This window comes from Vibrio sp. (genome assembly GCF_038138445.1).
In the GTDB taxonomy this organism is placed as follows: Bacteria; Pseudomonadota; Gammaproteobacteria; order Enterobacterales; family Vibrionaceae; genus Vibrio.
Genome location: NZ_JAYQDQ010000070.1, coordinates 1 through 21,625, shown reverse-complemented (window position 1 = coordinate 21,625; position 21,625 = coordinate 1). Strand labels below are relative to the sequence as shown.

The window sequence follows — 21,625 nt, the reverse complement described above, 5'->3', positions numbered from 1 at the left end:
GCACATCACTCATAATGATGGGGTCACAGGTTCAAATCCCGTCGTAGCCACCATTTTCTCTTATCCCTTTGATTTTATACGTAATTCTGTACTAAGTGACTGATACCAAGAGATAAAAAATCCAGCAATCGCTGGATTTTTATTTAAAGTCATGACTTTCTATTTGCTAATACATCACTTTCTTAGCCTAGAAGCCCCAACGCTGAGTTGGGCGCTTGCTTTGCCTGTGCAAGAACAGAACTCGATGCCTGAGTAAGGATCTGAGATTTAGTTAATGCAGTAGTTTCTTTGGCAAAATCTGTGTCTTTGATCCGGCTCTTAGATGCATTTACATTTTCGTTAATGTTATCTAAGTTACTGATCGCATGACTGAAACGGTTTTGGAATGCACCAAGTTCAGCTCGGTGACTATCGACAAACTGCAATGCAGTATCAACAATCGCCACCGCTTCTTGGGCACCAGCTACTGAGGTAATATCCACGGTATCAACCGTTACTGCTTCAGCGGCACCAAAGTTGAGTTCACCAGCTAATGAGCCACCAAATGTCAGATCACCATCCACTTTATTGTTTCCAGCGAATATCTGGATATTACCATCATCCCCAACCGAGGCTTTAACCATATCATTTTGACCATTGATATAGGTTGCCAATTCCTCAATATCATCACCTTCTTTAGCATTAATGGTAATGGTTTGAGCTTCACCAAAGACGTCATTGAAAGCAATGGTCAGCTCATTGGCCGCAGCATCAACTCCCCAATCTTTATCCTTCGCTTCAGCCGCCACATACATACTACCGCCCATCATCCTATTATCACTACGTAGGTTTTCTAGCGTTAGCATCACTGCTTCACCGTTGTCGGCACCAATTTGAAAAGATCGAGTTGCATAAGTACCATTGAGTAGTTTGTTACCACCAAAAGATGTTGTCTCCGCAATACGGTTCAATTCATCATTCAGTGCTGTCACCTCCTCTTGCAAAGCGATCCGTTCAGATTTAGAGTTTGAACCGTTAGCTGATTGGAGAGAAAGATCTCGCATTCGCTGCAGAATGTTGGTCGTTTCATTCATTGCACCTTCAGCTGTTTGTGTAATGGATATACCGTCATTGGCATTTCGTACCGCCACATCAAGCCCTCTACTTTGGGAAGCCAAGCGATTCGAAATCTGCATACCAGCTGCGTCATCCTTAGCACTGTTAATTTTAAACCCTGAGGACAATCGCTCCATCGAGGTTTGTTGGGCAGCCGACGCGCTATTCAAATAGCGTTGTGCCGTCATAGCCGCAACGTTAGTGTTTACATTAACCGCCATAGTGGTTACTCCTATTGATTTTCCGTAGATCGGAAGTTTCGAAAGGTTTCCGACGTCTCGGTAAACCAAGTTCTCTCAAAGTACCCTTATTAACGACGCAGAAATAATTTACTTTAGAACAAAATATAAAATTCCTTTATGTGGCCTAGGAAAACATAAATAGGTTGATCGGGCTTGCAAATATTGAATCTTGAGCTAAAGATTTGACGCTATTGGTCGGTAGGGGAAGAAACGCTACTGTGCAATCTATCCAGAAAGTTTAAGGTAAGCTACTGACATAAAAAGAAAAGCCCCTTTTCCTTTGAGAGAACTGGGGCTATTGTGGTTGCCATTGTGGAGATCGAGAGAAATGATCACAGCCTGGCTTCCGTATGCATAGACTTTAAGTGAATAGAGCGAGTGTGAGAGAGCTCTTAATACTTAAAAAGTCCATGCTTGCCGGAACATCTTCACTAATCCACGTCTGGATACTGCTAATGAAGATATTCACTACTACTGCAATAACGAGATTGCAGAGTTTGGCAACTGTTTTGCTTGAGCAAGTATTGACGTACCTGCCTGTTGCAATATTTGTGCTTTGGTTAACGCGGTTGTTTCCTTAGCAAAATCAGTATCTTTGATTCGGCTATTTGATGCCGCTACGTTTTCTTGAATATTGGCTAAGTTATTAATGCTATGGCTTAGTCGGTTTTGCTTCGCGCCCAAGTCAGCACGTTGAGAGTCAATGTATCTAAGCGCCGCATCAACAATTCCTACCGCATTTTGCGCGCCACCAGCTGTTGTAACATCAATATTTCTAACTGTGGTCAACTCGCCTGGGCCACCATTTAAACCAACTTCAGTAGCAAGGCCACCAGAAATATTTAAGTTACCTTCAATGTGGGGCTCAGCAACAAAAACCTGCAGACGCCCATCTTGGTCAACCGAAGCGCTTATTTTGTCTGTTTGGCCATTGATATAAGTAGCCAGTTCTTCGATGTCATCGCCTTCTTTAGCAAGAATATCTACGGTAATGGCCTCACCAGCTTTGGTTGTAAACTCAAACTTGATATCTCTTGCCGTAGCTGGCACACCCCAATTTTTGTCTTTACCTTTCAATGGGTCTGCAATGAATGACTGGCCTCCCATTCGAGGCTCATCAGCACGGATACTGGTTAGACCCATAATAATGGCTTCACCAGAACTTGCCCCTATTTGGAAAGCTGATTCTCCAAATGATCCATTCAAAAGCTTACGTCCACCGAAAGATGTGGTTTCGGCAATACGGTTTAATTCATCTTGCAGTGCGACTACTTCTTCATTTAGAGCCACTCGCTCAGAAAGAGAGTTAGTACCATTTGCCGATTGGAGTGACAAGTCACGAATTCGCTGCAGAACAATGGTTGACTCGTTCATGGCACCTTCTGCAGTCTGTGCAATCGAAATACCATCATTAGCGTTACGCATTGCTACATCAAGGCCGCGACTTTGTGCTGTCAAACGGTTAGATATTTGTAAACCGGCCGCATCGTCTTTCGCACTGTTGATTCTGTGCCCAGATGAAAGTCTTTCCATCGAGGTGTTCAAGTCATTCGTCGACTTAGTTAAGTAACGCTGGGCTGTCATCGCCGACACGTTAGTATTTACATTAATGGTCATAGTCTGCTCTCCTATTGAGTTCGCAAGTACTTGCGAAGCGGCCAGCTTAATCTCAGTTGGAAGCACTGACCGTAGATGACTTGCTAAGTAGGCAACACCCACTTAAAACCTGCTAGTTAAACTCTTGCTTACAAGAATACAAGTAGTGTGCCAACTTTAAACAATCAATAGAAAAATGATTTTTCCAAAACTTTTCAATATGTTATCGGTATGTCATATAGGTAATTTCCTAACGAGGTTTGCCGATAACCCCCTGCGGCAACCTTCTTGCCGCTTCTTTGCCACTTGGTTGCCACTGCTTTCAACAATGTTCTGGCCAAGAAGTAATATCTTACTTCGCACATACGGCAAAGCTCGTATGGCAGTAAAGCTAGATATAGTTAAAAAGTGTTAATTCTTTTGTTTTTCCGAAGGCTTTATGAGATGCCTGAAGCGCTCTAGAGTTTTCATTAAACTCAATGACGGCATCAGCGTAATCTAGATCCTCAAAAGTACTCTTCGATTTGGCCAACGTAAGTTTAAAATCTTCGTGCTGCTCTTCTTGAATATCTAAAGTACTCAAGCGAGCCCCTACATCTGTCCTTGCCTCATTAAGATGAATAAATCCAGCATGAAATTCTTCGGTAACTTGGTGTAACTTCGCCGTATTCGATGCATCAGAGACAGAGCCTTCCGATAGCAACATTGCTTTCTTGAAGGTATCAAAGAGACTGTAGGTTTCTCTCGGAACTAGTGTTATTGCATCACCCTTTGTAATTTGTCCCTTTATTTGTATGGTGATATCTTCAAATTTCACACCGGTCGAAGGGTTAAATGTATCCGCGCTGACCACAGCTCCGTCGCGCTCAAGTTGATAGCCAAAATTTCCATCAGGCATATCGACAAAGGTTACTTTATAGACTGACTGATCATCTCTATTAAAATTGGTCGCTCGCTCTAGTAACAGTTCAGAGGCTTCATTTAACTCATATTCTGGCTCGAAGTCGCCCAATGGATTATCAATCTCCATAAAGAGTTTGCTACCAGGGTCATTTATAGGAATTTCTAAGCTATTCGAAACCTTCATCTTGCGTTGGTAATCATCACCCGCGTAAGAAATATTTCCATCTCTATCACGAAAGAATGGTTGGTGTTTAGGTTTAGTTCCTGCAAAGATATAGTTACCGATTTCATCTTGTACGTTAGATAAGTTTAAAAAGTTATTCGCCAGTTCCTGCAACTCGCGTCGTTTGGCAAGCCGATCTTCAGGAGCCAAAGAACCATTGATCATTTCCATGACGGTACGCTTGGCTTCATCAGCATATTGTTCAGCGTTTGCAATAATCACTTCGTGATGCTCAAGGCGATTTCGACTTAGGACAATGGCATCCGTAAACTGACGTAGTTGCTCATTCTGTTGGCCGATGTTTTGAATGTAATGAGTCGCCAGTGGTTCATCACTTGCCGTTAATAACTTCTTACCCGACGCTAGTTGGGCTTGATTATGATGTATTTTGGACTCTTGGCGACGGATATCATTCTGTACGGCCTCATAGTTATGGAAGCTAGAAATTCGAGTCATCATCTGTCAGCCTCCTATCTCAATGCCAAGATGGCGTTAAAAGTATCATTAGAAGCCTGCATGATACGGGAAGAAGCCATGTATATTTGCTGAAATTTCATCATATTGGCCGCCTCTTCATCAAGATTCACACCCGAAATAGTGGCTATGCGTTCTTGCGCCGTCTCTTTCTCTAATCGAGACACATCGGTAAGGCGTGAAGCGGTAGACATTTGCAGCCCAACATCCGTATTAAGGTTATGATAAAGGTCTAATACGGTAGATTCGCCATCATTCAAATGCTTCTTAGTCTGAATGTCCTGCATATTCAGCAAGTTACCATTATCACCTTCAGAAGGGACAAGGTTTGCCGTAAACTTATCATTAGGCAATGCGCCCGGTGTAATTGCAAACGAGGTGCCTAATACAGTGACTGGACCTGATGGTGGGTAAGGCTGAGGTGCTAATAGAATATTTCCGTCCGTATCAGTAACTGCGAACTGCTGGCCATTAGGTGAGATAATTACCTCAAATTCGCGTAAATCACCGGCATTAACGATGAAAAATTCGGCACTGCCTTGGGCAAAGGTAGTGGATGCTTCATAGCTTTGTGCTGCGATTTCCGAAGGATCATTAGTCTCCATCTTAATCTGCGCTGCCGCGTTGCGAGTCGGCCTAATTAGTACCCTCTCACCAGCTTGAAGACCATTTTTTATATCAATCCGAATACCATCTATAGAAATTGAGTCACCTATGATAGGAACTATGGATTGCTGTCCATTTGGACGTGTAATGTAGTAGTCACCATCTGTATATTGAAGCGAGTATTCCCCTCCAATTAAACGGCTAAGATCTTCAATATATACTTCGATGTCTGCTGCAGAGTTTGATGCTGTGACTACACGAGATTTAGCAACAACTTGTGAGTTGACATCAGTAAACATCAAACCACCAATATTGCCTCGTAAGTCCAAGCCTTGAGATTGAAGTTGGTTAATATCATGAGAAAAAGCCGTCGTCATCCTTCCCAATTCATCCATCAAGTAAGGAATTTTCTCATCACGCATTGATAGCATGGCGCCAATTTTACCATCAATATCTCTTGTAGTGATTGCTTTAAGGCCTTTCCCTTCTATCATGGCTAACCTGTGCTGATGCACATCAGGATAGCCATCAATCATCGTAAGCTGACTTGCTTCTGTGCCAGACACTAAGGTGTGACCATTACCTATATGAACGTTAAACCCTTCAGCATTTTTTCTCGGTGTCACAGTCACTTTTGTATATTCAGAAAGCTCTGCTATCAGCTTTTCGTGTGTATCCATAAGATCGTTGTGTGGACCAGGAGTTCGCATCATCAAGCGATGCATATCCCTTATCTCTATGGCTAATTGGTTCACACGCTCAATTGCGAGATCCAGCTTTTTGTTCGCGATATCTGACTGCAAACGCACTGTCTCGTGAAAGTCATTGAGATTTTGAGTAATAAGATCGGCTTTTTCTAGTACTACTTTACGAGCACCCACATCATTAGGACTGTCGGCTAGTGATTTAACAGCATCAAACCACTCATTGAGATTTTCAGGTATTTTTTTCGAAGCTACTGAGTCTAGCATGCTAGACAACATTTCTAGGTTTTCTTCATCATCAACTCTATTAGCATGGTTGGTGGTGGAGAGATTCAGTTCATTAACGGCAAATTGATCCCAAGAGCGGCGAACTTTATCCACATGAACACCCATACCATAGGTTTCCCCACCGTATTGATGTGGCATGTTCGTGCCTTGTATGACCGACTGGCGATTATAACCCTTTGTATTAACATTAGAGATATTGTGTCCAGTGGTGTTAAGTTGTCTCTGAGCCGTAAGTACACTTTGCGCACCAAGGTTCAGTAGATCAGATGCCATGTCGCCCCCAATAAAACCTTAAAAAGCAGTACAACTGAATATCTTAATTAATTCTTCAGCAATATACGTGCCAAGTGACGGGATGCGGGATGCGGGATGCGGGATGCGGGATGCGGGATGCGGGATGCGGGATGCGGGAACATTATCGTTTATATCTATTAAGTTGGGATCAAAAATAACCGCTTTTTCCCGCCTTTAGAGTGAGTATTTCTATTCTGGATAAAACCTTACATTTGCTCTATTTGAGCTTTAACTTTCAATACTTTATCAGCATATTCTGGGTCTGTGGCATAACCCGCCTGATGGATTCCTTTAATAAACTCCTCATTATTTCCTTTGTGATGCAAGGCTGAATTATATCGAGGGTTTTCATTCAAAAATCGAACATAATCATTAAAGCTATCTTCAAAAGTCGAGTATGACCTAAATGCCGCGCTTTCTTTCACAGGAATACCTTGGTGATATTCAAGCGTTTGAGTGGCGACTTTATCGCCGGTCCATCTTTTATCAGCTTTAATGTTAAATAAGTTATGACTACTTCCACGAGTATTAGCAATGACTTTTTTCCCCCAGCCTGTTTCAAGAGCAGCCTGAGCCAATATCAGAGAAGAGTCGACCCCTAGTGCTCGAGCGGCCCTTTCAGCATAGGGCTTCATGGTGGTCACAAAGGATTTAGGAGAATCGAACGGCTGCGAACTTGCTAACTCTGCACGCTCTATTGGTGCAGTACTTAAATCCTGCTTAGGCTGGCGAATGCTATCAATCTTACTCATCATAGCCTCGAAATTGACTTCACGAGCCCTAGCGTTGGGATTTTCAACCGAACCTGAAGACAACTGCGCGACAATCATATCAGCTAAGCCAAGAGAACCCGATGAACTAAGCTCACTGGCCATTTGTTCATCCATCATTTGACGATAGAACTGTTGATTTTGACTGTCCATTAAACCAGATTCAAAAGTCGAGTTAGCGTCTCTCATTGACTTAAGCAGCATGGTAGTAAAAATCGACTCAAACTGCTTGGCTGCAGCACTTAATGCTTCTTTTTCGCTATTTTCATCACCATCAACCGCTTTTTGACGAAGTTTATCAAGGTTCGCAATATCATGGATAAATCCAATATCCTTACCATTATTAATCATAACGACTCCTAAATAACGATCAGTTGACCTTCAATGGCACCGGCCTGCTTCAATGCTTGTAAAATAGCCATTAAGTCAGATGGTGCAGCGCCAACCTCATTGACTGCGCGCACAAGGTCGTCGAGTGTTAAACCAGGTTCAAACTTGAACATCTTCCCTTGCTTTTCGGTCACTTCGATGTCTGTGTCAGGCGTAACGACTGTCTCTCCACCACCAAATGCATTGGGCTGACTGACATTAAGATTCTCTTTTATCGCAACCGTCATTCCACCATGGGTGACTGCAGCAGGTTTTAAGCGGACATGTTTACCGACCACTATAGTGCCAGTACGAGAATTCACTATAATTTTGGCTGAACCTTCGGCAGGGTCGAACTCTAGGTTCTCGATCGCGGAAAGAAATGAAACTCGCTGTGATACATCTCGAGGGGCACGTACTTTGACGGATGTAGCGTCAATGGCTTGTGCCATTTGAGGGCCCAAGAAATTATTAACGGCGTCAGCCATACGCTGCGCGGTGGTAAAGTCTGATTCGAGTAAGTTAAAGGTGATATAGTCACCACGGCCAAATGGAGAAGGTATTTCCCGCTCTACGATGGCACCATTTGATATCATACCTGCCGTTGGATTGTTACCGACAATTTTGGAACCATCTGCACCTGTTGCACTAAACCCACTAACAACTAGATTCCCTTGGGCAACGGCATAAACTTGCCCATCCAGCCCTTTAAGCATGGTTTGCATGAGTGTTCCTCCACGCAAACTTTTGGCAGCGCCAATAGAAGTTACTGTGACATCAATCGTTTGCCCCTGCTTCGAAAATGCGGCGAGTTCCGCGGTAACAATCACAGCTGCAACATTTTTGGATTTAGGTTTTGTTCCCGCAGGAAGCTGGATACCAAAATTCTCCAACATGGCATTAAAGCTTTGGTCTGTAAAAGGAGTAGATTCACCCGTCCCAGGTAATCCGGTCACTAATCCGTATCCAACCAATTGGTTTGCTCGCACGCCAGCTACTTGAGAAATATCTTTGATTCTCGCAGCACTGACTTGCGTTGCAACCATTGTGATACTCGTTATTAGTAGTAATAATATTTTCATCAGATTACCTTTCACTCGATACCTTAGCGCCAAAACGTCGACATTAGAGAGCTTTACAAAGCAACATTAAAGAATCGTGCCAAGAATCCAGGTTCTTGCATATCTTGCTGGGTACCCGTACCCGAATATTGGATTCGAGCGTTAGAAATGCGATTTGATGCTATGGTGTTTTCACGAGAAATGTCATCAGGCCTTATGGTACCACTAAGTCTAATGTATTCATCACCCGTATTGAGTGAAAGCCACTTTTCGCCTCTGATGACCAAGTTACCATTGGCCAGTACTTCAATTACTTCCACAGTAATCGAACCTGAAATACTGTTACTTTGATTCGCCGCAGCACTACCGCTAAATGAATTGTCATTACTCAAGTTATAGGAAAAGTTGTAATCGCCAATATTAAGTTGTTCACCACCAACTTCGAGTGGGTCCATTGAAGCATCATTATTCTTCGACAGGTCTGCGTCAGCACGTTTTGCCGCTTTGGTATTCTCATCTAAGGTGACAGTGATAATATCACCAATATCTCTAGGCTTAGAATCATCGTATAGGCTAGATGTATGGGAAATATTAAACAAAGACCCTGTTTCTGCCGCATAGTGCTCTGGTTGATGTTTAGGATGGATAGGCGCCCATGCTGGATCGCCTGCGACAGGATCCGTTCGACCACGTAACGTATCAATAATGCCTGAGCTTTCATCCTCTGATTTGTCACCTTCAACCGCATCCACTGTCGTTGTCCCCTGAACAATGTCAGAAGTCTCTACAGGGGGCTGTAACATTGAACAGCCTGATAATAAGGCAAATATAATAATCGTCAGTATACGGCTCATAATAAGTTTCCTATTGCCCCATAATTACAATTGCTGATTAACAAAGCTCATCATTTTATCCACGGCTGAAATGACTTTAGAGTTCATTTCATAGACGCGCTGCGCTTCAATCATGTTAACCAGTTCCTCTGTGACATTGACATTCGAGGTTTCGAGCATGGACTGGCGAAGGTCACCAAAACCATCAAATCCTGGTACGCCCTCTTGCGGATCGCCACTCGCCCCAGTTGGCAGATACAAGTTCTGTCCGATGGGCTCAAGGCCGCCAGGGTTAATGAAATCAACGGTTGTTATTTGCCCCAACACTTGGTTGTCTTGCTGTCCTCGGATACGAACTGACACCTCACCATCGGTTCCCACCGTTATACTGATGGCATCCTCTGGTATGGCAATCTCAGGTTCCAGAGGATAACCCGCTCCAGAGGTTACAATGACACCTTCATCATTGACGGTAAACTGACCATTACGGCTATATCCTATGTTGCCATCTGGCATCAAAATCTGGAAAAAGCCATCACCTTCAATCATCATATCCAAACTATTATTGGTCGTTTGTGTGTTTCCCTGTGTATGTACTTTTTGCGTAGCAACCACTTTGGAGCCTGCGCCTAACATTAAACCACTTGGTAGCTCAGTATTTTGCGAAGATTGCCCCCCTGGCTGATTGATATTTTGATAAAACAAATCTTCAAACACAGCTCGACTTTTCTTATACCCAACCGTAGAAGCGTTTGCCAAGTTGTTTGAAATAGTCTGTATATTGGTTTGCTGAGCATCTAAGCCAGTCTTACTTACCCATAGTGCCGGATGCATACCTTTCTCCTAATCCTTTGGTTAACTCATACGAAGCAAAGAGTTTGAAGCTTTGTCCATATCTTCAGCTGTACTCATCATTTTGACCTGCATTTCAAACTGACGCTGAAGATCAATAAGATTGGTCATTTCCCCGATTGCATTAACATTACTGCCTTCCAGCGCTCCGGTAAGCAACTTCACATTGCCATCTACCTCATATTCAGCGTTTTGATCTTTGGAGCGAAATACGCCATTAACATCTTTGTACAAGGACCGATTATTTGTACTGGTTAACTTAATGCGATCAACAATTTCAATGGCGTCTGCCGGGGCTCCTTGAGGGACAACAGAAATCGTACCATCACTGCCCACTTCAATTTTGCTCACTGGAATAGGGACAGTTATAGGGGCGCCTGTCTCTCCCAATACCAAATTGCCGCCTCCAGTAGTAAGTAAACCATTAACATCTATATTAAGATTGCCGTTTCGGGTCAACCCTTCTTTACCCATACTGTCTAGAACGGCAATCCAACCTTGGTCCTGGATAGTCACATCTAAATCTCGACCCGTAGTGATAACACTACCTTGCTGAAAGTTATGCCCTGGACGTTCTGTCATACTAAATACTCGGCTAGGCATACCTTCACCATACGCTTGCATGGAGCGAGCTTGCGCTAGGTCTGCCCTAAAGCCTGTTGTGCTGACATTTGCCAAGTTGTTAGCTCTAAGCTGCATTGCCTGCATATTCTGCTTAGCGCCGCTCATGGCAAGAAACAGTGCACGATCCATAATTTGCTCCAACAATCATAATTAATTTAATAGAAGCAAATTTCGAGCCAAGTTTGAGTGAGTATTTACCTTATGCGGTTAGGACTAGTAGATACGAGAAGAGAAGCCAGAGATGAATATAATTGCCGGAGGTGGCAAAAAATTAAGCTGGTGTTTGCCACCAGCTCGATGTAAATTTTAATACTTAATGTATCAAAGTTCTTAAAAATTAACGAATCTGTAGAATGTTTTGTTGAGTTTGATTGTGGACTTCCAAAGAACGAGAATTCGCTTGGAAGTTTCTTTGTGCCGTTATCAAGTCAACCAATTCTTGAGTCATATCGATATTAGATTGCTCCAAAGTACCACTGGAGATACTGCCAAATGACCCTTTATTAGACTCACCCCAGATTTTATCGCCAGAAAACTGTGTTGCATCCCACTGAGTGCTGCCTTTTTTATCCAGGCCTTGCTCATTAGCTACACGAACCAAAGCAACCCGTCCTAAAATAATATTCTCACCATTTGAATAGGTACCAAGGACACTGCCGTTTTCATCAAAATCTACCTTGGTTAAAAAGCCAGTTGTCGCACCATCTTCATCGAATTTGGTTAACTCAAATGGGGCGGCAAATTGTGTCGCGTCTTTTAAGCCAAATGCTAAGATTTGGGTTTCATCTGCACCATTTAGATTCACTGGGTTCGCCCCTGTCCCCAAAGCTTCAGTGACTATATCCTGACCATTGTTCAAACTTGCCAAAGTACCATCATTGTTGAACTTAAGCGTATGCCCAATTTGTCCTGTTGGCGAGGTCGCATCACCGCCTACAATATTGATGGGTTTTTCTCCATCAGAGTCTGTCACCGTATAGTAGGTCAGCCATGTGTTAGGTTGAGTGGCATCTTTAAGATAATATGACGTCAACTTGTACGATTGCCCCATAGAGTCATAGATAGACGAAGAAGTGGAGCGGTTATAAGTTTCAGGATCAGTGATGTCAAACAAAGCGGGATCTTTTAAAGGAGCGCCTGCTGGTAGGTTAAAACCAACCTCAATGTTTGCAGTCTGTTTAGGCTTACCAAATTCTTTTGGAATATTGATAGCTGTCGCTTCATAAGATAATACATCGCCCGTATCTTTATTAACTTGATAACCTAGCAAAAACTCATCATTCGCTGTGACCATGTAATTGTTTTTGTTTAAATGAAACGATCCGTTTCTTGTCAGCTCGTTTGTAGATGGCTGCATGCGATCTTTAGCAACAGAGAAAAAGCCTGTACCAGAGATCCTAAGATCCATAGGGTTGTTGGTATAAATACTTGAACCCTCATGAAACTGCTGGGCAACTTTTGCTGCCTGTACACCTTGGCCGGGTGTTGTTTTCGCATGAGTAAACAGTGAATTCGAATATACATCCCCAAATTCCGCGCGAGACTCTTTAAAGCCATAGGTTGCGGCGTTGGCAATGTTATTACTGGTTGTATTCAGATCTAACTGAGCTGCGGATAAACCGCTTAGTGCAACATAAGACATTCCAAATCTCCTATCTAGCTAGCGTAACTACGCCTTTCCAACTTCTAGTACTTCAGCAAGTCGAACTGGCGATTCAAAGCCAGCCAGATTGAGTAGTACGTTTCCATCACCTTTTCCAAGCAGGACACTATTCACATTAGCGTAAGTCGACACTTCGAACTCTTTCGCCTGCCCGTCTAGCAAACCCGATGCTTTCACATTGTATTTGCCAGCCGGCAATGGATTACCGTTTTGATCTTTACCATCCCAAACGACACGACTGTCACCACCTGGTTTAGATCCGACGTCAAACGTTCGGATCAATTGCCCCATTTGGTTTTCTACTCGCACCATCAAACTATCGACAGCTTGAGGGAGCTTAACCATGGCAGCCATCTGACCATCACCAGTTTTCACTCCAGTAGAGCCTGGGATAAGTACATCTCGCCCAACAAGTGATGATGCCTGAAGCGCTTGGTTTGATGTCATCGAAGAATTCAGCGTTTCAAACTGATTATTCATTTTACCGATACCATCTACCGTCGCGAACGACGCCATTTGCGCAATCATTTGGTCATTGCTAACCGGTTTAAACGGGTCTTGCTGTGAAAGCTGCTTAGTGAGCAAAGATAAGAAGTCTTCTTGTTTTAGATCTTGCTTACCTGTTATCTCATCTGGTTTGCTTTTGTCTTGAAGCTGTTTAAGCTGGTCAACATAGGACAAGCCACTTTGACCAACATTATTAATGTCTCCGGCCATATGTTACCCCCTATCCTTATTGACCCATCTGCAGCGTACGCAGCAGCATTTGTTTACTTGCATCCGCTACTTGAACGTTCGTTTGATATGAACGAGAAGCAGAGATCATATTCGCCATTTCTTCCATCACATTAACATTAGGTTTGTAGATAAAACCGTCGTCATTCGCTAAAGGATGTTCAGGATTATACTCGGCATCTAGTGGCTTATTGCTTTCAACAATACCTAAGACTTGCACTGGCACTGTATCTTCACGACCGTACTTGGCTTTGCTTAGTTCAGCCCCAAACACCGCATGACGAGCTTTATACGTGTCTTTAGCGGAGCTAGAGACACTGTCGGCATTCGCCAAGTTACTCGAAGTAGTATTTAGACGAACAGACTCAGCACTCATGGCAGATCCTGTTACATTGAATACATTAAATAAGCTCATCTAATTACTCCCCTTTGATTGCCTTGGTTAAGTTCCTGAATTTGCTACCCAAGAAATCCAGTGAAGCTTGGTGTCTGATTTGATTTTGCATAAACAAGTTACGCTCCAAATCAACATCTACCGTATTTCCATCACCTGTATCTGGCTGTGTGGGAAGTCGGTACAACATTTCCCCAGTTACTTGCGTGGAGGCAGGAATGTGCCGACCATCAGTGCGACTAAGCCCTATACTTGCCCCTGATGTTGCCGCCTGCAATGCTCTTTGAAAGTCCATACCCTTCGATTTAAAGCCTGGTGTGTTGGCTTGAGCAATGTTGGTAGATATCACCTCTGCATTGCGAGCGCGTACTCCAACCGTATATTGGTGGATACCTAGTGCATTATTGAAAGATATAGCCATGTTAACCTCTACAAAAAGAACTGACCGATACTATTAGATTTAAAAGCAATTAGTGTACCAACTTTTATCTTAACCTAATTTCTTTACTAACAAGATTAGGAGCAATTTGCACACCAAGTTTCTAGATAAGTAACTAATCTTGAGTATTGCTTTGCCCTTAGCTACCTATAAACGGATAGAGCCCAGCGCTATGCTGGGCTCTATATGCAAAGTCTGGCTCTATTTAAGCTTATATATGATCCCCGGATTACACCGAACCATTTCAAAGCAGTCCGTCAAACCTGTTAATGACTCTGACGCCCCTAATAATAAATGTCCACCAGGGTTCAAACTAGCTGCCATCTGGTTTAATACTTGGGATTTCATCTCTGGAGAAAAGTAGATGAGCACATTTCGACAAAAAATGATGTCAAACTTCCCAAGTAACGAGTAGCTCTCCATTAAGTTTTGAGGGCGGAAATTGACCAGACGCTTAACGTTATCCTTGACTTTCATCCGACCGTCACCAGCATCTTCAAAGAAATTTTTACGCCGCTCTGGAGACAAGCCTCGACCCAAAGCTAAGTTATCGTATATACCAGCACGACACATATCCAGCATGCTGGCAGATATATCTGTTGCTGTAACCGAAACATTAGGTAACAAGCCCGGCTTGCGTTGTTGCGTCTCAAGAATCGTCATAGCCATAGAATACGGCTCTTGTCCAGAGGAGCTTGCCGCAGACCATATTTTGATAGGTCTTTTATTCTCAGCGGCTTCAGGCAAAAGTTTATTCGCCAGCACTTCGAAAGGATACGTATCACGGAACCACAACGTTTCATTGGTTGTCATGGCATCGACAGCCGCTAAGCGAAGATCTCTGTTGCGTCCAGAAACAACGTCACTGAGCAAATCCGACAAAGAACTTAACTTAAATTTGGTAACTAGGGGGCTTAGACGGCTTCTCACCAGATATTGCTTGCTGTCACCCAACACGATACCACATTGAGACTCAAGGAAACGGCTGAAATCACGATATTCTTGATCGCTTATAGTTATTGCTGTCATTTATTTCTCTTTAATCAGTAAGCGCAGTTTTCACCGCATTACCAAGCTCATCAGGGTTAAATTTCGCAATGAAGGCATTTGCACCAACACGCTCAACCATGGCTTGGTTAAAAACACCACTGAGTGATGAGTGAAGAATAACATACAAGTCCTTCAGATCCGGATTGCGTCGCACTTCCGCTGTCAACGTATAGCCATCCATTTCCGGCATCTCGATATCTGAAATGACAAGTGAAATTTGTTCATAAATACTGCCCTCGGCTGCCATCTCAACCAATTTATCATAGGCTTCCTTGCCATCTTTGGCCGATACAACCTCAAAACCAATGGAGACGACTGCACGTTCTACCTGTTTACGGGCTACGGTAGAATCATCAGCTATAAGTATACGTCGAACGACCTCTTTTTCCGACTGTACTTGAGCGATTTCGTCCCCAATTGTTGCATCCATTGTTTCATCAATGGGTGCAATCTCCATCAAGATTTTTTCAACATCAAGTATCTCGACAAGCTCATTATCAATGTTTGTCACTGCTGTAAGGTAGTTACCTTTACCTGAACCATCAGGAGGAGGCAGTATGGCTTCCCAATGCATGTTAATTATGCGCTCTACTGAAGCAACCAAAAACGCTTGAATGGTTCGGTTAAACTCAGCAATAACAACAAAGGCTTTATCGACATCTTCAGTGGGTCGCCCGCCAATAGCAAGGCTCATGTCAATTACAGACACTGTTTGTCCTCGAATATGGGCGACACCTTTGACGAAATGGTGCAGATTAGGCATTATCGTTAATGTCGGACACTGAAGTACTTCTTTTACTTTGAAGACGTTAATGCCATAACGTTGGCGCCCCATCAAGCGAAATGTTAAAAGTTCCAATCGGTTTTGACCCACGAGTTGCGTGCGCTGATTCACCGAATCAAGAATACCCGACATAAGCCCATCTCCATTTCAAACTTTCATGGTATAAAATGATAGTCTACTAAAAGGCTAAGAAAACCAGAGAAGCAGAATGACATACCATAATTTACGTTTATGCTCGTTTTCCATAAGTAATTGTAGAGCTTTCTGTAAAAAGTTTTACAAGTCTATCGCTTTTTTATGCCTTTTCTTTAGTTTTTCATCAACTTCAGCCTCTCCTGAACAGGCTTCCATTATTCAAGAAGCTGCAGAAAACTATATTCTCACTAATATAGACTGGCCAACAGGTGGCACCTTACGGGCACAGGCAGCGAACATTGACAGCCGTATTTTTGTTACGGATTGTCCTGCTCCACTAAAAACATCTTCTTCTTCTACAAACCCTAGTGCAAGTAACATCACTGTGCTAGTTGAGTGTAGCGAAGAGAACTGGAAATTATATGTTCCGGTAAGGCTCACTCGAACAGGTCCACAAGTTACAACTACAGGTCCGATCAGCCGGGGGCAAATAATCTCCGCTCAAGACGTCACTATCAATATGGTAGACTTGCAACGTGTAAGGCGACAAGGCTTTTCAAATATTGAAGACATTATTGGAGCTAAAACCAAAAAAAACCTCAGAAGTGGGGAGGTGCTAGAAAGCAAAGATATTTGTGTAGTATGCCGCAATGAAACCGTGACCATCAAAGCCCAAAAGTCTGGTATGACCATCACAACTAAAGGCACTGCACTCACAGATGGTACACATGGTGAGCAGATTAGAGTGAAAAATAGCAAATCCAACCGTATAATTGAAGGTAGAGTAACTGGGATTGCCGAAGTTACGGTTATTTTTTGAATACACAAAAATTTCCTAAAGTTTCATTTGCTTTGGTCGATATCGACAGTACAAGATTCCAAATATGAAAGGCTCAAATATATGGCAGGTATTGATAACATACGCTCAGGGCAGACGGTTACAACGTCTTCAAAGAGCACTGCACGTAATGAAAGTAGCACCTCTGCTGCCTCTGATTCTTCAAAGAAATCAGACGTTGCTCAGGACTCAGTATCCCTTAGTAAACAGGGTAAAGCCGTTGGTGAAATGCATTCACAGTTAGCTAACCAACCAAGCTTTGACAAAGCGAAAGTTGCCGCAATTAAGGAAGCTATTGCCAATGGTTCTTATAGCGTCGACCCTCAAAAATTAGCAGATAACATGATCAAGTTCGAACAAGAACTTGGTGGTTTGGAATAGTGAGATCTCATCATGGCTTCGTTGAGCAGTTTAATCGATTTTCAGTTACAAAGTGCCAATGAGCTATCTAGTGTTCTCGAAAAAGAAAAAATAGCAATCACTGCACGAGCCGCAAAAGACATAGAGCAATTAGCCACTGAAAAGTTATCCCTCATAAACAAACTGCAACAAACAGACGAACGAATTGGACAGCACCCAGATGTAGGAAGCTTGGCAACCGATCCGGACTTGAGCACTCTGGTCGATAAAATTCGAACCATTATCACTGACTGTCAACAAGCAAATATCATAAATGGCGAAGCTTTGCAGCGAGCACAGATGAGTTTCAACAAACTAAATAACCTTATGCAGCAAAGTCAGGGCAAACTCGGAATGACCTATAATGCTGATGGGCAAACTAAAAATGTAACAACATTAGGTACAAACATCAAAGCGTGATCCAACTCTAAAGCGACAGTTTTTTTGCCGCTTCACACTCGATATATTAGGTTGAAAAGAAAAATCAGAAGAGGGTTTGCTGACGTTTTTCTGGCACAACTTGTACTTCACCATAGTCACGTAGCTTGTCCATTTTCTTTATATCAAGACGTAACTCTGTGACATAGCTATCGCCAACTTTATAACTGCGTACTACCTCTGCACCACGAATAACACCGTCAACAGCACCAGATGTAAGCTCTGTCCCGAGACGTTGATCTTTTAAATCCGCTCTACCACTAACACGCATACCATAAACTTGCTCAGCTAATTCACGGTAAGCATCTATTTTGGAAGCACGCATTGCTCTAACTTGACGTTCTTCGTCAGTTCTTCCCTTTTGCTCACTGATATTGGCGTACCCAACCGCAGTAAGCCAATCATCGGCACGCATATTTTGCAAGGGCTGACAGCCCACCAGCATAAGGATAACGGCCAAACAAAGAATTTTATTCATCACAACTCCCTATGGACGAAGAATAACGGTATATGGCTGCCTTATTGTAGGGTCAGAGCGAATTAAAACACCATCTTCATCGCGGATACTGTTAAGCGTGTCTAGATCTCGGCCAATTCTGTCCGCAGGTAGAAAACCTTGAGCCGTTGCAACCACAACTCGAGATTGCATACCAACCACACGGGCATTAACTAAAACGCCTCCCTCTTGGCGAAGCATTGTACCTGTTAGAACGTATTGAATATCTTGCTCCTGGGCAAGGTCCTTCCAGTCACGACTAAACGCAAAGTCACCTTGACTGGTCACTTGAATCGATCCCGTCGTTTTGTAGTCGACAACTTTGAACCCTCTTCGCTGAAACTGGTGAATAAAGCCTTCAGAAACAGAATTGCCAAGCCAGTTGGTCGCATCCATGCTTTGCAAGTCAACAAATGATGTAACCGCAATAGGTGTCCGGGCAGAGACACTTGTATTTGAGACCATCAAGTCTTCCGTCATGCTTTCGACGAAAAAGTCAAGAGTATGACGCGGACTCTCCATCAACATAAATTGAGATCCTGGGTAAGGTTCCTTACCGTTGTATACAGGTGCGTAAGCACAAGAGGTAAGAAGTACCACAGGCACAAGCGTTAGCCACTTTTTCATATTATAATCTCCGATACATTTTAGGCTTCTATCTGTGCCACCTTATATCTCAGATACCAAAGTGGAACATTCTTTGCTTTTCTATCTCTGTCACTACATAGAGCGGCAATACCTAAATCAGCTAACAAAACGAATGCAAAAAGTGAACCAGTTTGGAAATTTAAGATGAAAAAGTCGTTTTTAAAAATAGTTTCAACCTTTTACCTAATACTTTGTCCAAGTTTAGTATCGGCAGGGTGGTATGAAGTAACAGGTCAAGCAACTGTCGTCGCTTCTGAAGAGGTCGCCCGCATTCATGCATTAGAAGATGCTATATTCAAAGCAGTTAGCTTCTCGGGAGCTGATATAGGCAGTATTGCGAATATAAGGCCACTACTCGAAAGCAAACGCAAAGAATACCAACTTAGTAATACCGAGATACGCTACATTTTAATTGATGAACAAAGAGTCCGTAATGGTGTTATGTTTGTCAAAGCCCGAATAGACATATACCCATCGGCAACAGCTTGCCATCTTAGCCAATACAAAAAAACCTTCTTAGTCGGTAATATCGATCTAGCTTCGCCAAAGCAAGCTGTTATGGGGCAGATCTATAACGTCGGTGATGATTTTGCCACCGTCATCAACAGACAACTAAGTCAAGAGTCTAGTAACTTTGTTTCTGTGGGTACAACGGATTATGAAATTAGTAAACGCAATCCTGAACGATTAAAAATGATCGCCCAAGACACAGGAGCACAATATATTATAGGTGGTGTGATCACTGATTTAACCGCAACGATAGAACAAAAATTACTAAGAGACGACATCATAAACCGTCAATTTGCACTTGATATGACGGTTTTCGATGGTAAGACAGGTAATGAAGTTTACAACAAAAACTACCGTGAAGTTGCTCTGTGGCCTTTCCCTAAAACAAGTCAAGTAGACACCAAAAGTGCGCGATTCTGGGCATCAACATATGGAGATATGATGCTAAGAGTCAGTCAAAATATTATGCTGGATCTTGAGTCGGAAGTATCGTGTAAAATCACATTGCCGGAAATTATTGCCAAATGGGATAAGGTACTAACCATGGACCTAGGTAGAATACATGGCGTTACCCAAGGCGATAAACTCAAACTTTGGCATACAAGTTCATTCATTGACCAAAGAGGCCTGCCTCGTAATAAGGTGACTGAGTCAAACATCACTCTCACGGTATCTCGCGTCTATGAGAATGAAGCAGAACTGACCGTTGATCAGCCCGAACTTGCTGGCAGCATTCAAATTGGTGACGTTATGCACAAGCTACTTTAAATCAGTAAGTTAAAGCTTAACATTGTAAAAGAATATAGTATGATGGCCATACGCTCCCGTGGCACAGCTGGATAGCGCGATCCCCTCCTAAGGGATAGGTCACAGGTTCGAATCCTGTCGGGAGCGCCATCTCAAATCAATGTAAGTCATAATTTTTGGCCTACTAGAAACCTAGCAAATACTCTACTTTGTGTTCTCCACACCAGTGAAGGCGAGTTTAATTAAAATAAGTGGAATTCTGTCCTAGCTGGGTCATCTAAAGCTCCCTCATAATGTAGATCGAAAACTCGCTAACATCCTTGAAATAGTAATTTCAAAAACACACTGATTTCTCGACTTTTCAATAACAAAACGCTCTAAATCCTCAGCAAACCGCTCCGGTATAGCAACTGAGTAGCTTTTCTCGTGGGTATACACTTTGTACGCCCCTGACATAAAGAATTTCCTAAAATCATCACCTGTAAATCGATACTCAAAGTTTCGGGTCGTTAATGAAGTTGTAGTGAAGTTCTTTGATTCAAATAAATCAGCATATTGCTCAGGGTAATCAAAATGCATGCAGGGAAGAGTAAAACGCTGCCCCAGATCTGGATAATAACGAGTGAAGAACTCGTTCATTAATATTGATACTTGTGGGCACCAGTCCTGTTTGTAAGGCGTTTGTAGGACAAACACCCCGCTCGGATTAAGCGCACTTTTAATCGCATTTATCGAAGCGTCATAGTCTTGAAACCACTGAAACGAGGAGTTAGACGTAATAAGGTCAAAAAAATGATGAGATACAAATTGCTCTATTTTTTGATGGGAAAATACCACCTTGCTATCTGGGTGTATGAGTCTTGCTTGATTAATCATCTCAGAGGAGCTATCAATAGCTAACATGAAGTTGGGCAAAATATACTCATAAATCAGATGAGATACTTTCCCTGACCCACAACCGATGTCAAGCACTGAATCTGCCTGCATGGGCATGAGCCGTATTAATTCTTTGGCTGCATCAAGCTGAACAATACCGTTGGTATAATACTCTCGATTATAATCCACTCTAAACCTCAACATTAAACTTAAAAATCAATTAGATAGAAATACACCAGCTCATTTAATTCAAAAAATCATCAACTTAGACAACATGAAAAAAGAGTCGTATTTCAATAAAATACCTAAAGAACTTGTCAGTTATTCAAAGATAAAAAATCTATCAAATCCAATTATTTACTGTTTTTTTCAAAAAAAAGTGACTTTTTTCACTTTAACACTGTAAGGAAAGACGAATAAGCCCTTCACCAATCATCTACATTCAACTAAAATACTTATTAACAAAATTACCCATAGCCGTTGAATGGTAAGCTGGCGGTAAACCCCATCTAATCATTTCCTTTTAAATTCGGTATTGT

The 21,625-nt window shown here is 42.6% G+C and carries 22 protein-coding genes and 1 tRNA gene; 5 read left to right on the top strand and 18 right to left on the bottom strand.

Features of this window, described 5'->3' with window-relative positions; translation table 11 throughout:
• Window positions 1-182 precede the first annotated feature (182 nt).
• The 15 genes from AAFM34_RS15875 to AAFM34_RS15805 all read right to left on the bottom strand — a co-directional run bounded on the left by AAFM34_RS15875 (window position 183) and on the right by AAFM34_RS15805 (window position 16,131).
• Window positions 183-1,316: a flagellin gene (locus AAFM34_RS15875; protein WP_341664469.1), complete on the bottom strand. Its 1,134-nt coding sequence runs from the start codon at window positions 1,314-1,316 to the stop codon at window positions 183-185.
• Window positions 1,317-1,808: 492 nt separating this feature from the next.
• Window positions 1,809-2,954, bottom strand: a complete 1,146-nt coding sequence (locus AAFM34_RS15870; RefSeq protein WP_341664467.1) for a flagellin — start codon at window positions 2,952-2,954, stop codon at window positions 1,809-1,811.
• 370 nt (window positions 2,955-3,324) lie between these two features.
• The gene (gene flgL / locus AAFM34_RS15865) at window positions 3,325-4,518 is read right to left on the bottom strand and encodes a flagellar hook-associated protein FlgL (protein ID WP_341664465.1); all 1,194 of its coding nucleotides are present in this window, start codon (window positions 4,516-4,518) and stop codon (window positions 3,325-3,327) included.
• An 11-nt stretch (window positions 4,519-4,529) separates the two neighbouring features.
• Window positions 4,530-6,404 (bottom strand): flagellar hook-associated protein FlgK, encoded by a 1,875-nt coding sequence (gene flgK, locus AAFM34_RS15860; protein ID WP_341664463.1) that lies wholly within the window; start codon window positions 6,402-6,404, stop codon window positions 4,530-4,532.
• A 227-nt stretch (window positions 6,405-6,631) separates the two neighbouring features.
• Window positions 6,632-7,546, bottom strand: a complete 915-nt coding sequence (gene flgJ / locus AAFM34_RS15855; protein WP_341664461.1) for a flagellar assembly peptidoglycan hydrolase FlgJ — start codon at window positions 7,544-7,546, stop codon at window positions 6,632-6,634.
• A gap of 8 nt (window positions 7,547-7,554) precedes the next feature.
• Window positions 7,555-8,646 (bottom strand): flagellar basal body P-ring protein FlgI, encoded by a 1,092-nt coding sequence (locus AAFM34_RS15850; protein ID WP_341664459.1) that lies wholly within the window; start codon window positions 8,644-8,646, stop codon window positions 7,555-7,557.
• A gap of 53 nt (window positions 8,647-8,699) precedes the next feature.
• Entirely contained in the window at window positions 8,700-9,479 is a 780-nt protein-coding gene (gene flgH, locus AAFM34_RS15845) for a flagellar basal body L-ring protein FlgH (RefSeq protein WP_341664457.1), read from the bottom strand.
• Between the two features lie 24 nt (window positions 9,480-9,503).
• The gene (gene flgG / locus AAFM34_RS15840) at window positions 9,504-10,292 is read right to left on the bottom strand and encodes a flagellar basal-body rod protein FlgG (RefSeq protein ID WP_114786790.1); all 789 of its coding nucleotides are present in this window, start codon (window positions 10,290-10,292) and stop codon (window positions 9,504-9,506) included.
• A gap of 21 nt (window positions 10,293-10,313) precedes the next feature.
• Window positions 10,314-11,063, bottom strand: a complete 750-nt coding sequence (locus AAFM34_RS15835; RefSeq protein ID WP_341664455.1) for a flagellar basal body rod protein FlgF — start codon at window positions 11,061-11,063, stop codon at window positions 10,314-10,316.
• 208 nt (window positions 11,064-11,271) lie between these two features.
• The gene (gene flgE, locus AAFM34_RS15830; protein ID WP_341664452.1) at window positions 11,272-12,576 is read right to left on the bottom strand and encodes a flagellar hook protein FlgE; all 1,305 of its coding nucleotides are present in this window, start codon (window positions 12,574-12,576) and stop codon (window positions 11,272-11,274) included.
• Between the two features lie 27 nt (window positions 12,577-12,603).
• Complete coding sequence (flgD, locus tag AAFM34_RS15825) at window positions 12,604-13,314, bottom strand: flagellar hook assembly protein FlgD (RefSeq protein ID WP_341664450.1); 711 nt, start codon at window positions 13,312-13,314, stop codon at window positions 12,604-12,606.
• Window positions 13,315-13,330: 16 nt separating this feature from the next.
• Entirely contained in the window at window positions 13,331-13,747 is a 417-nt protein-coding gene (gene flgC / locus AAFM34_RS15820; protein ID WP_114786786.1) for a flagellar basal body rod protein FlgC, read from the bottom strand.
• A gap of 4 nt (window positions 13,748-13,751) precedes the next feature.
• Window positions 13,752-14,147 (bottom strand): flagellar basal body rod protein FlgB, encoded by a 396-nt coding sequence (flgB, locus tag AAFM34_RS15815; RefSeq protein ID WP_341664448.1) that lies wholly within the window; start codon window positions 14,145-14,147, stop codon window positions 13,752-13,754.
• Between the two features lie 219 nt (window positions 14,148-14,366).
• Window positions 14,367-15,194: a protein-glutamate O-methyltransferase gene (locus tag AAFM34_RS15810; RefSeq protein ID WP_341664446.1), complete on the bottom strand. Its 828-nt coding sequence runs from the start codon at window positions 15,192-15,194 to the stop codon at window positions 14,367-14,369.
• Window positions 15,195-15,204: 10 nt separating this feature from the next.
• Window positions 15,205-16,131, bottom strand: a complete 927-nt coding sequence (locus AAFM34_RS15805) for a chemotaxis protein CheV (protein WP_341664444.1) — start codon at window positions 16,129-16,131, stop codon at window positions 15,205-15,207.
• Between the two features lie 76 nt (window positions 16,132-16,207).
• On the opposite strand from AAFM34_RS15805, the gene flgA reads away from it, so the two are divergent.
• The 3 genes from flgA to AAFM34_RS15790 all read left to right on the top strand — a co-directional run bounded on the left by flgA (window position 16,208) and on the right by AAFM34_RS15790 (window position 17,791).
• Window positions 16,208-16,954 carry a flagellar basal body P-ring formation chaperone FlgA gene (gene flgA / locus AAFM34_RS15800; protein WP_341664442.1) on the top strand — a complete coding sequence of 249 codons (747 nt, stop codon included), beginning with the start codon at window positions 16,208-16,210 and terminating at the stop codon, window positions 16,952-16,954.
• A gap of 81 nt (window positions 16,955-17,035) precedes the next feature.
• On the top strand, window positions 17,036-17,353 hold the full coding sequence (flgM, locus tag AAFM34_RS15795; RefSeq protein ID WP_341664440.1) for a flagellar biosynthesis anti-sigma factor FlgM: 318 nt from the start codon (window positions 17,036-17,038) through the stop codon (window positions 17,351-17,353).
• Window positions 17,354-17,365: 12 nt separating this feature from the next.
• On the top strand, window positions 17,366-17,791 hold the full coding sequence (locus AAFM34_RS15790; RefSeq protein WP_341664438.1) for a flagellar export chaperone FlgN: 426 nt from the start codon (window positions 17,366-17,368) through the stop codon (window positions 17,789-17,791).
• A gap of 64 nt (window positions 17,792-17,855) precedes the next feature.
• Here AAFM34_RS15790 and flgP read toward each other — a convergent pair whose 3' ends face one another.
• Together flgP and AAFM34_RS15780 are read right to left on the bottom strand one after the other, a co-directional pair.
• Window positions 17,856-18,287: a flagellar assembly lipoprotein FlgP gene (gene flgP / locus AAFM34_RS15785; protein ID WP_341664436.1), complete on the bottom strand. Its 432-nt coding sequence runs from the start codon at window positions 18,285-18,287 to the stop codon at window positions 17,856-17,858.
• 9 nt (window positions 18,288-18,296) lie between these two features.
• Entirely contained in the window at window positions 18,297-18,932 is a 636-nt protein-coding gene (locus AAFM34_RS15780) for a FlgO family outer membrane protein (protein ID WP_114786778.1), read from the bottom strand.
• 165 nt (window positions 18,933-19,097) lie between these two features.
• Between AAFM34_RS15780 and AAFM34_RS15775 the strand changes: the two genes are divergently transcribed.
• Together AAFM34_RS15775 and AAFM34_RS15770 are read left to right on the top strand one after the other, a co-directional pair.
• Complete coding sequence (locus AAFM34_RS15775) at window positions 19,098-20,231, top strand: flagellar assembly protein FlgT (protein WP_341664433.1); 1,134 nt, start codon at window positions 19,098-19,100, stop codon at window positions 20,229-20,231.
• Between the two features lie 52 nt (window positions 20,232-20,283).
• Window positions 20,284-20,360 (top strand) — tRNA-Arg (locus tag AAFM34_RS15770).
• Between the two features lie 138 nt (window positions 20,361-20,498).
• Here the strand turns inward: AAFM34_RS15770 and AAFM34_RS15765 are convergent.
• A complete protein-coding gene (locus AAFM34_RS15765) occupies window positions 20,499-21,275 on the bottom strand; it encodes a methyltransferase domain-containing protein (RefSeq protein ID WP_341664431.1) in 777 nt (258 codons plus the stop codon).
• Between the last annotated feature and the right edge of the window lie 350 nt (window positions 21,276-21,625).

Bases quoted from the DNA above. Each gene is read 5' to 3' on its own strand.
- flgK (WP_341664463.1), bottom strand. From the start codon at position 6,404: ATGGCATCTGATCTACTGAACCTTGGTGCGCAAAGTGTACTTACGGCT.
- flgL (WP_341664465.1), bottom strand. From the start codon at position 4,518: ATGATGACTCGAATTTCTAGCTTCCATAACTATGAGGCCGTACAGAAT.
- flgH (WP_341664457.1), bottom strand. From the start codon at position 9,479: ATGAGCCGTATACTGACGATTATTATATTTGCCTTATTATCAGGCTGT.
- AAFM34_RS15875 (WP_341664469.1), bottom strand. From the start codon at position 1,316: ATGGCGGTTAATGTAAACACTAACGTTGCGGCTATGACGGCACAACGC.
- AAFM34_RS15780 (WP_114786778.1), bottom strand. From the start codon at position 18,932: ATGAAAAAGTGGCTAACGCTTGTGCCTGTGGTACTTCTTACCTCTTGT.
- AAFM34_RS15790 (WP_341664438.1), top strand. From the start codon at position 17,366: ATGGCTTCGTTGAGCAGTTTAATCGATTTTCAGTTACAAAGTGCCAAT.
- flgA (WP_341664442.1), top strand. From the start codon at position 16,208: ATGACATACCATAATTTACGTTTATGCTCGTTTTCCATAAGTAATTGT.
- flgD (WP_341664450.1), bottom strand. From the start codon at position 13,314: ATGGCCGGAGACATTAATAATGTTGGTCAAAGTGGCTTGTCCTATGTT.
- AAFM34_RS15775 (WP_341664433.1), top strand. From the start codon at position 19,098: ATGAAAAAGTCGTTTTTAAAAATAGTTTCAACCTTTTACCTAATACTT.
- flgM (WP_341664440.1), top strand. From the start codon at position 17,036: ATGGCAGGTATTGATAACATACGCTCAGGGCAGACGGTTACAACGTCT.
- flgP (WP_341664436.1), bottom strand. From the start codon at position 18,287: ATGAATAAAATTCTTTGTTTGGCCGTTATCCTTATGCTGGTGGGCTGT.
- flgC (WP_114786786.1), bottom strand. From the start codon at position 13,747: ATGAGCTTATTTAATGTATTCAATGTAACAGGATCTGCCATGAGTGCT.
- flgE (WP_341664452.1), bottom strand. From the start codon at position 12,576: ATGTCTTATGTTGCACTAAGCGGTTTATCCGCAGCTCAGTTAGATCTG.
- AAFM34_RS15850 (WP_341664459.1), bottom strand. From the start codon at position 8,646: ATGAAAATATTATTACTACTAATAACGAGTATCACAATGGTTGCAACG.
- AAFM34_RS15805 (WP_341664444.1), bottom strand. From the start codon at position 16,131: ATGTCGGGTATTCTTGATTCGGTGAATCAGCGCACGCAACTCGTGGGT.
- flgJ (WP_341664461.1), bottom strand. From the start codon at position 7,546: ATGATTAATAATGGTAAGGATATTGGATTTATCCATGATATTGCGAAC.
- AAFM34_RS15870 (WP_341664467.1), bottom strand. From the start codon at position 2,954: ATGACCATTAATGTAAATACTAACGTGTCGGCGATGACAGCCCAGCGT.
- AAFM34_RS15835 (WP_341664455.1), bottom strand. From the start codon at position 11,063: ATGGATCGTGCACTGTTTCTTGCCATGAGCGGCGCTAAGCAGAATATG.
- AAFM34_RS15810 (WP_341664446.1), bottom strand. From the start codon at position 15,194: ATGACAGCAATAACTATAAGCGATCAAGAATATCGTGATTTCAGCCGT.
- flgB (WP_341664448.1), bottom strand. From the start codon at position 14,147: ATGGCTATATCTTTCAATAATGCACTAGGTATCCACCAATATACGGTT.
- flgG (WP_114786790.1), bottom strand. From the start codon at position 10,292: ATGCATCCGGCACTATGGGTAAGTAAGACTGGCTTAGATGCTCAGCAA.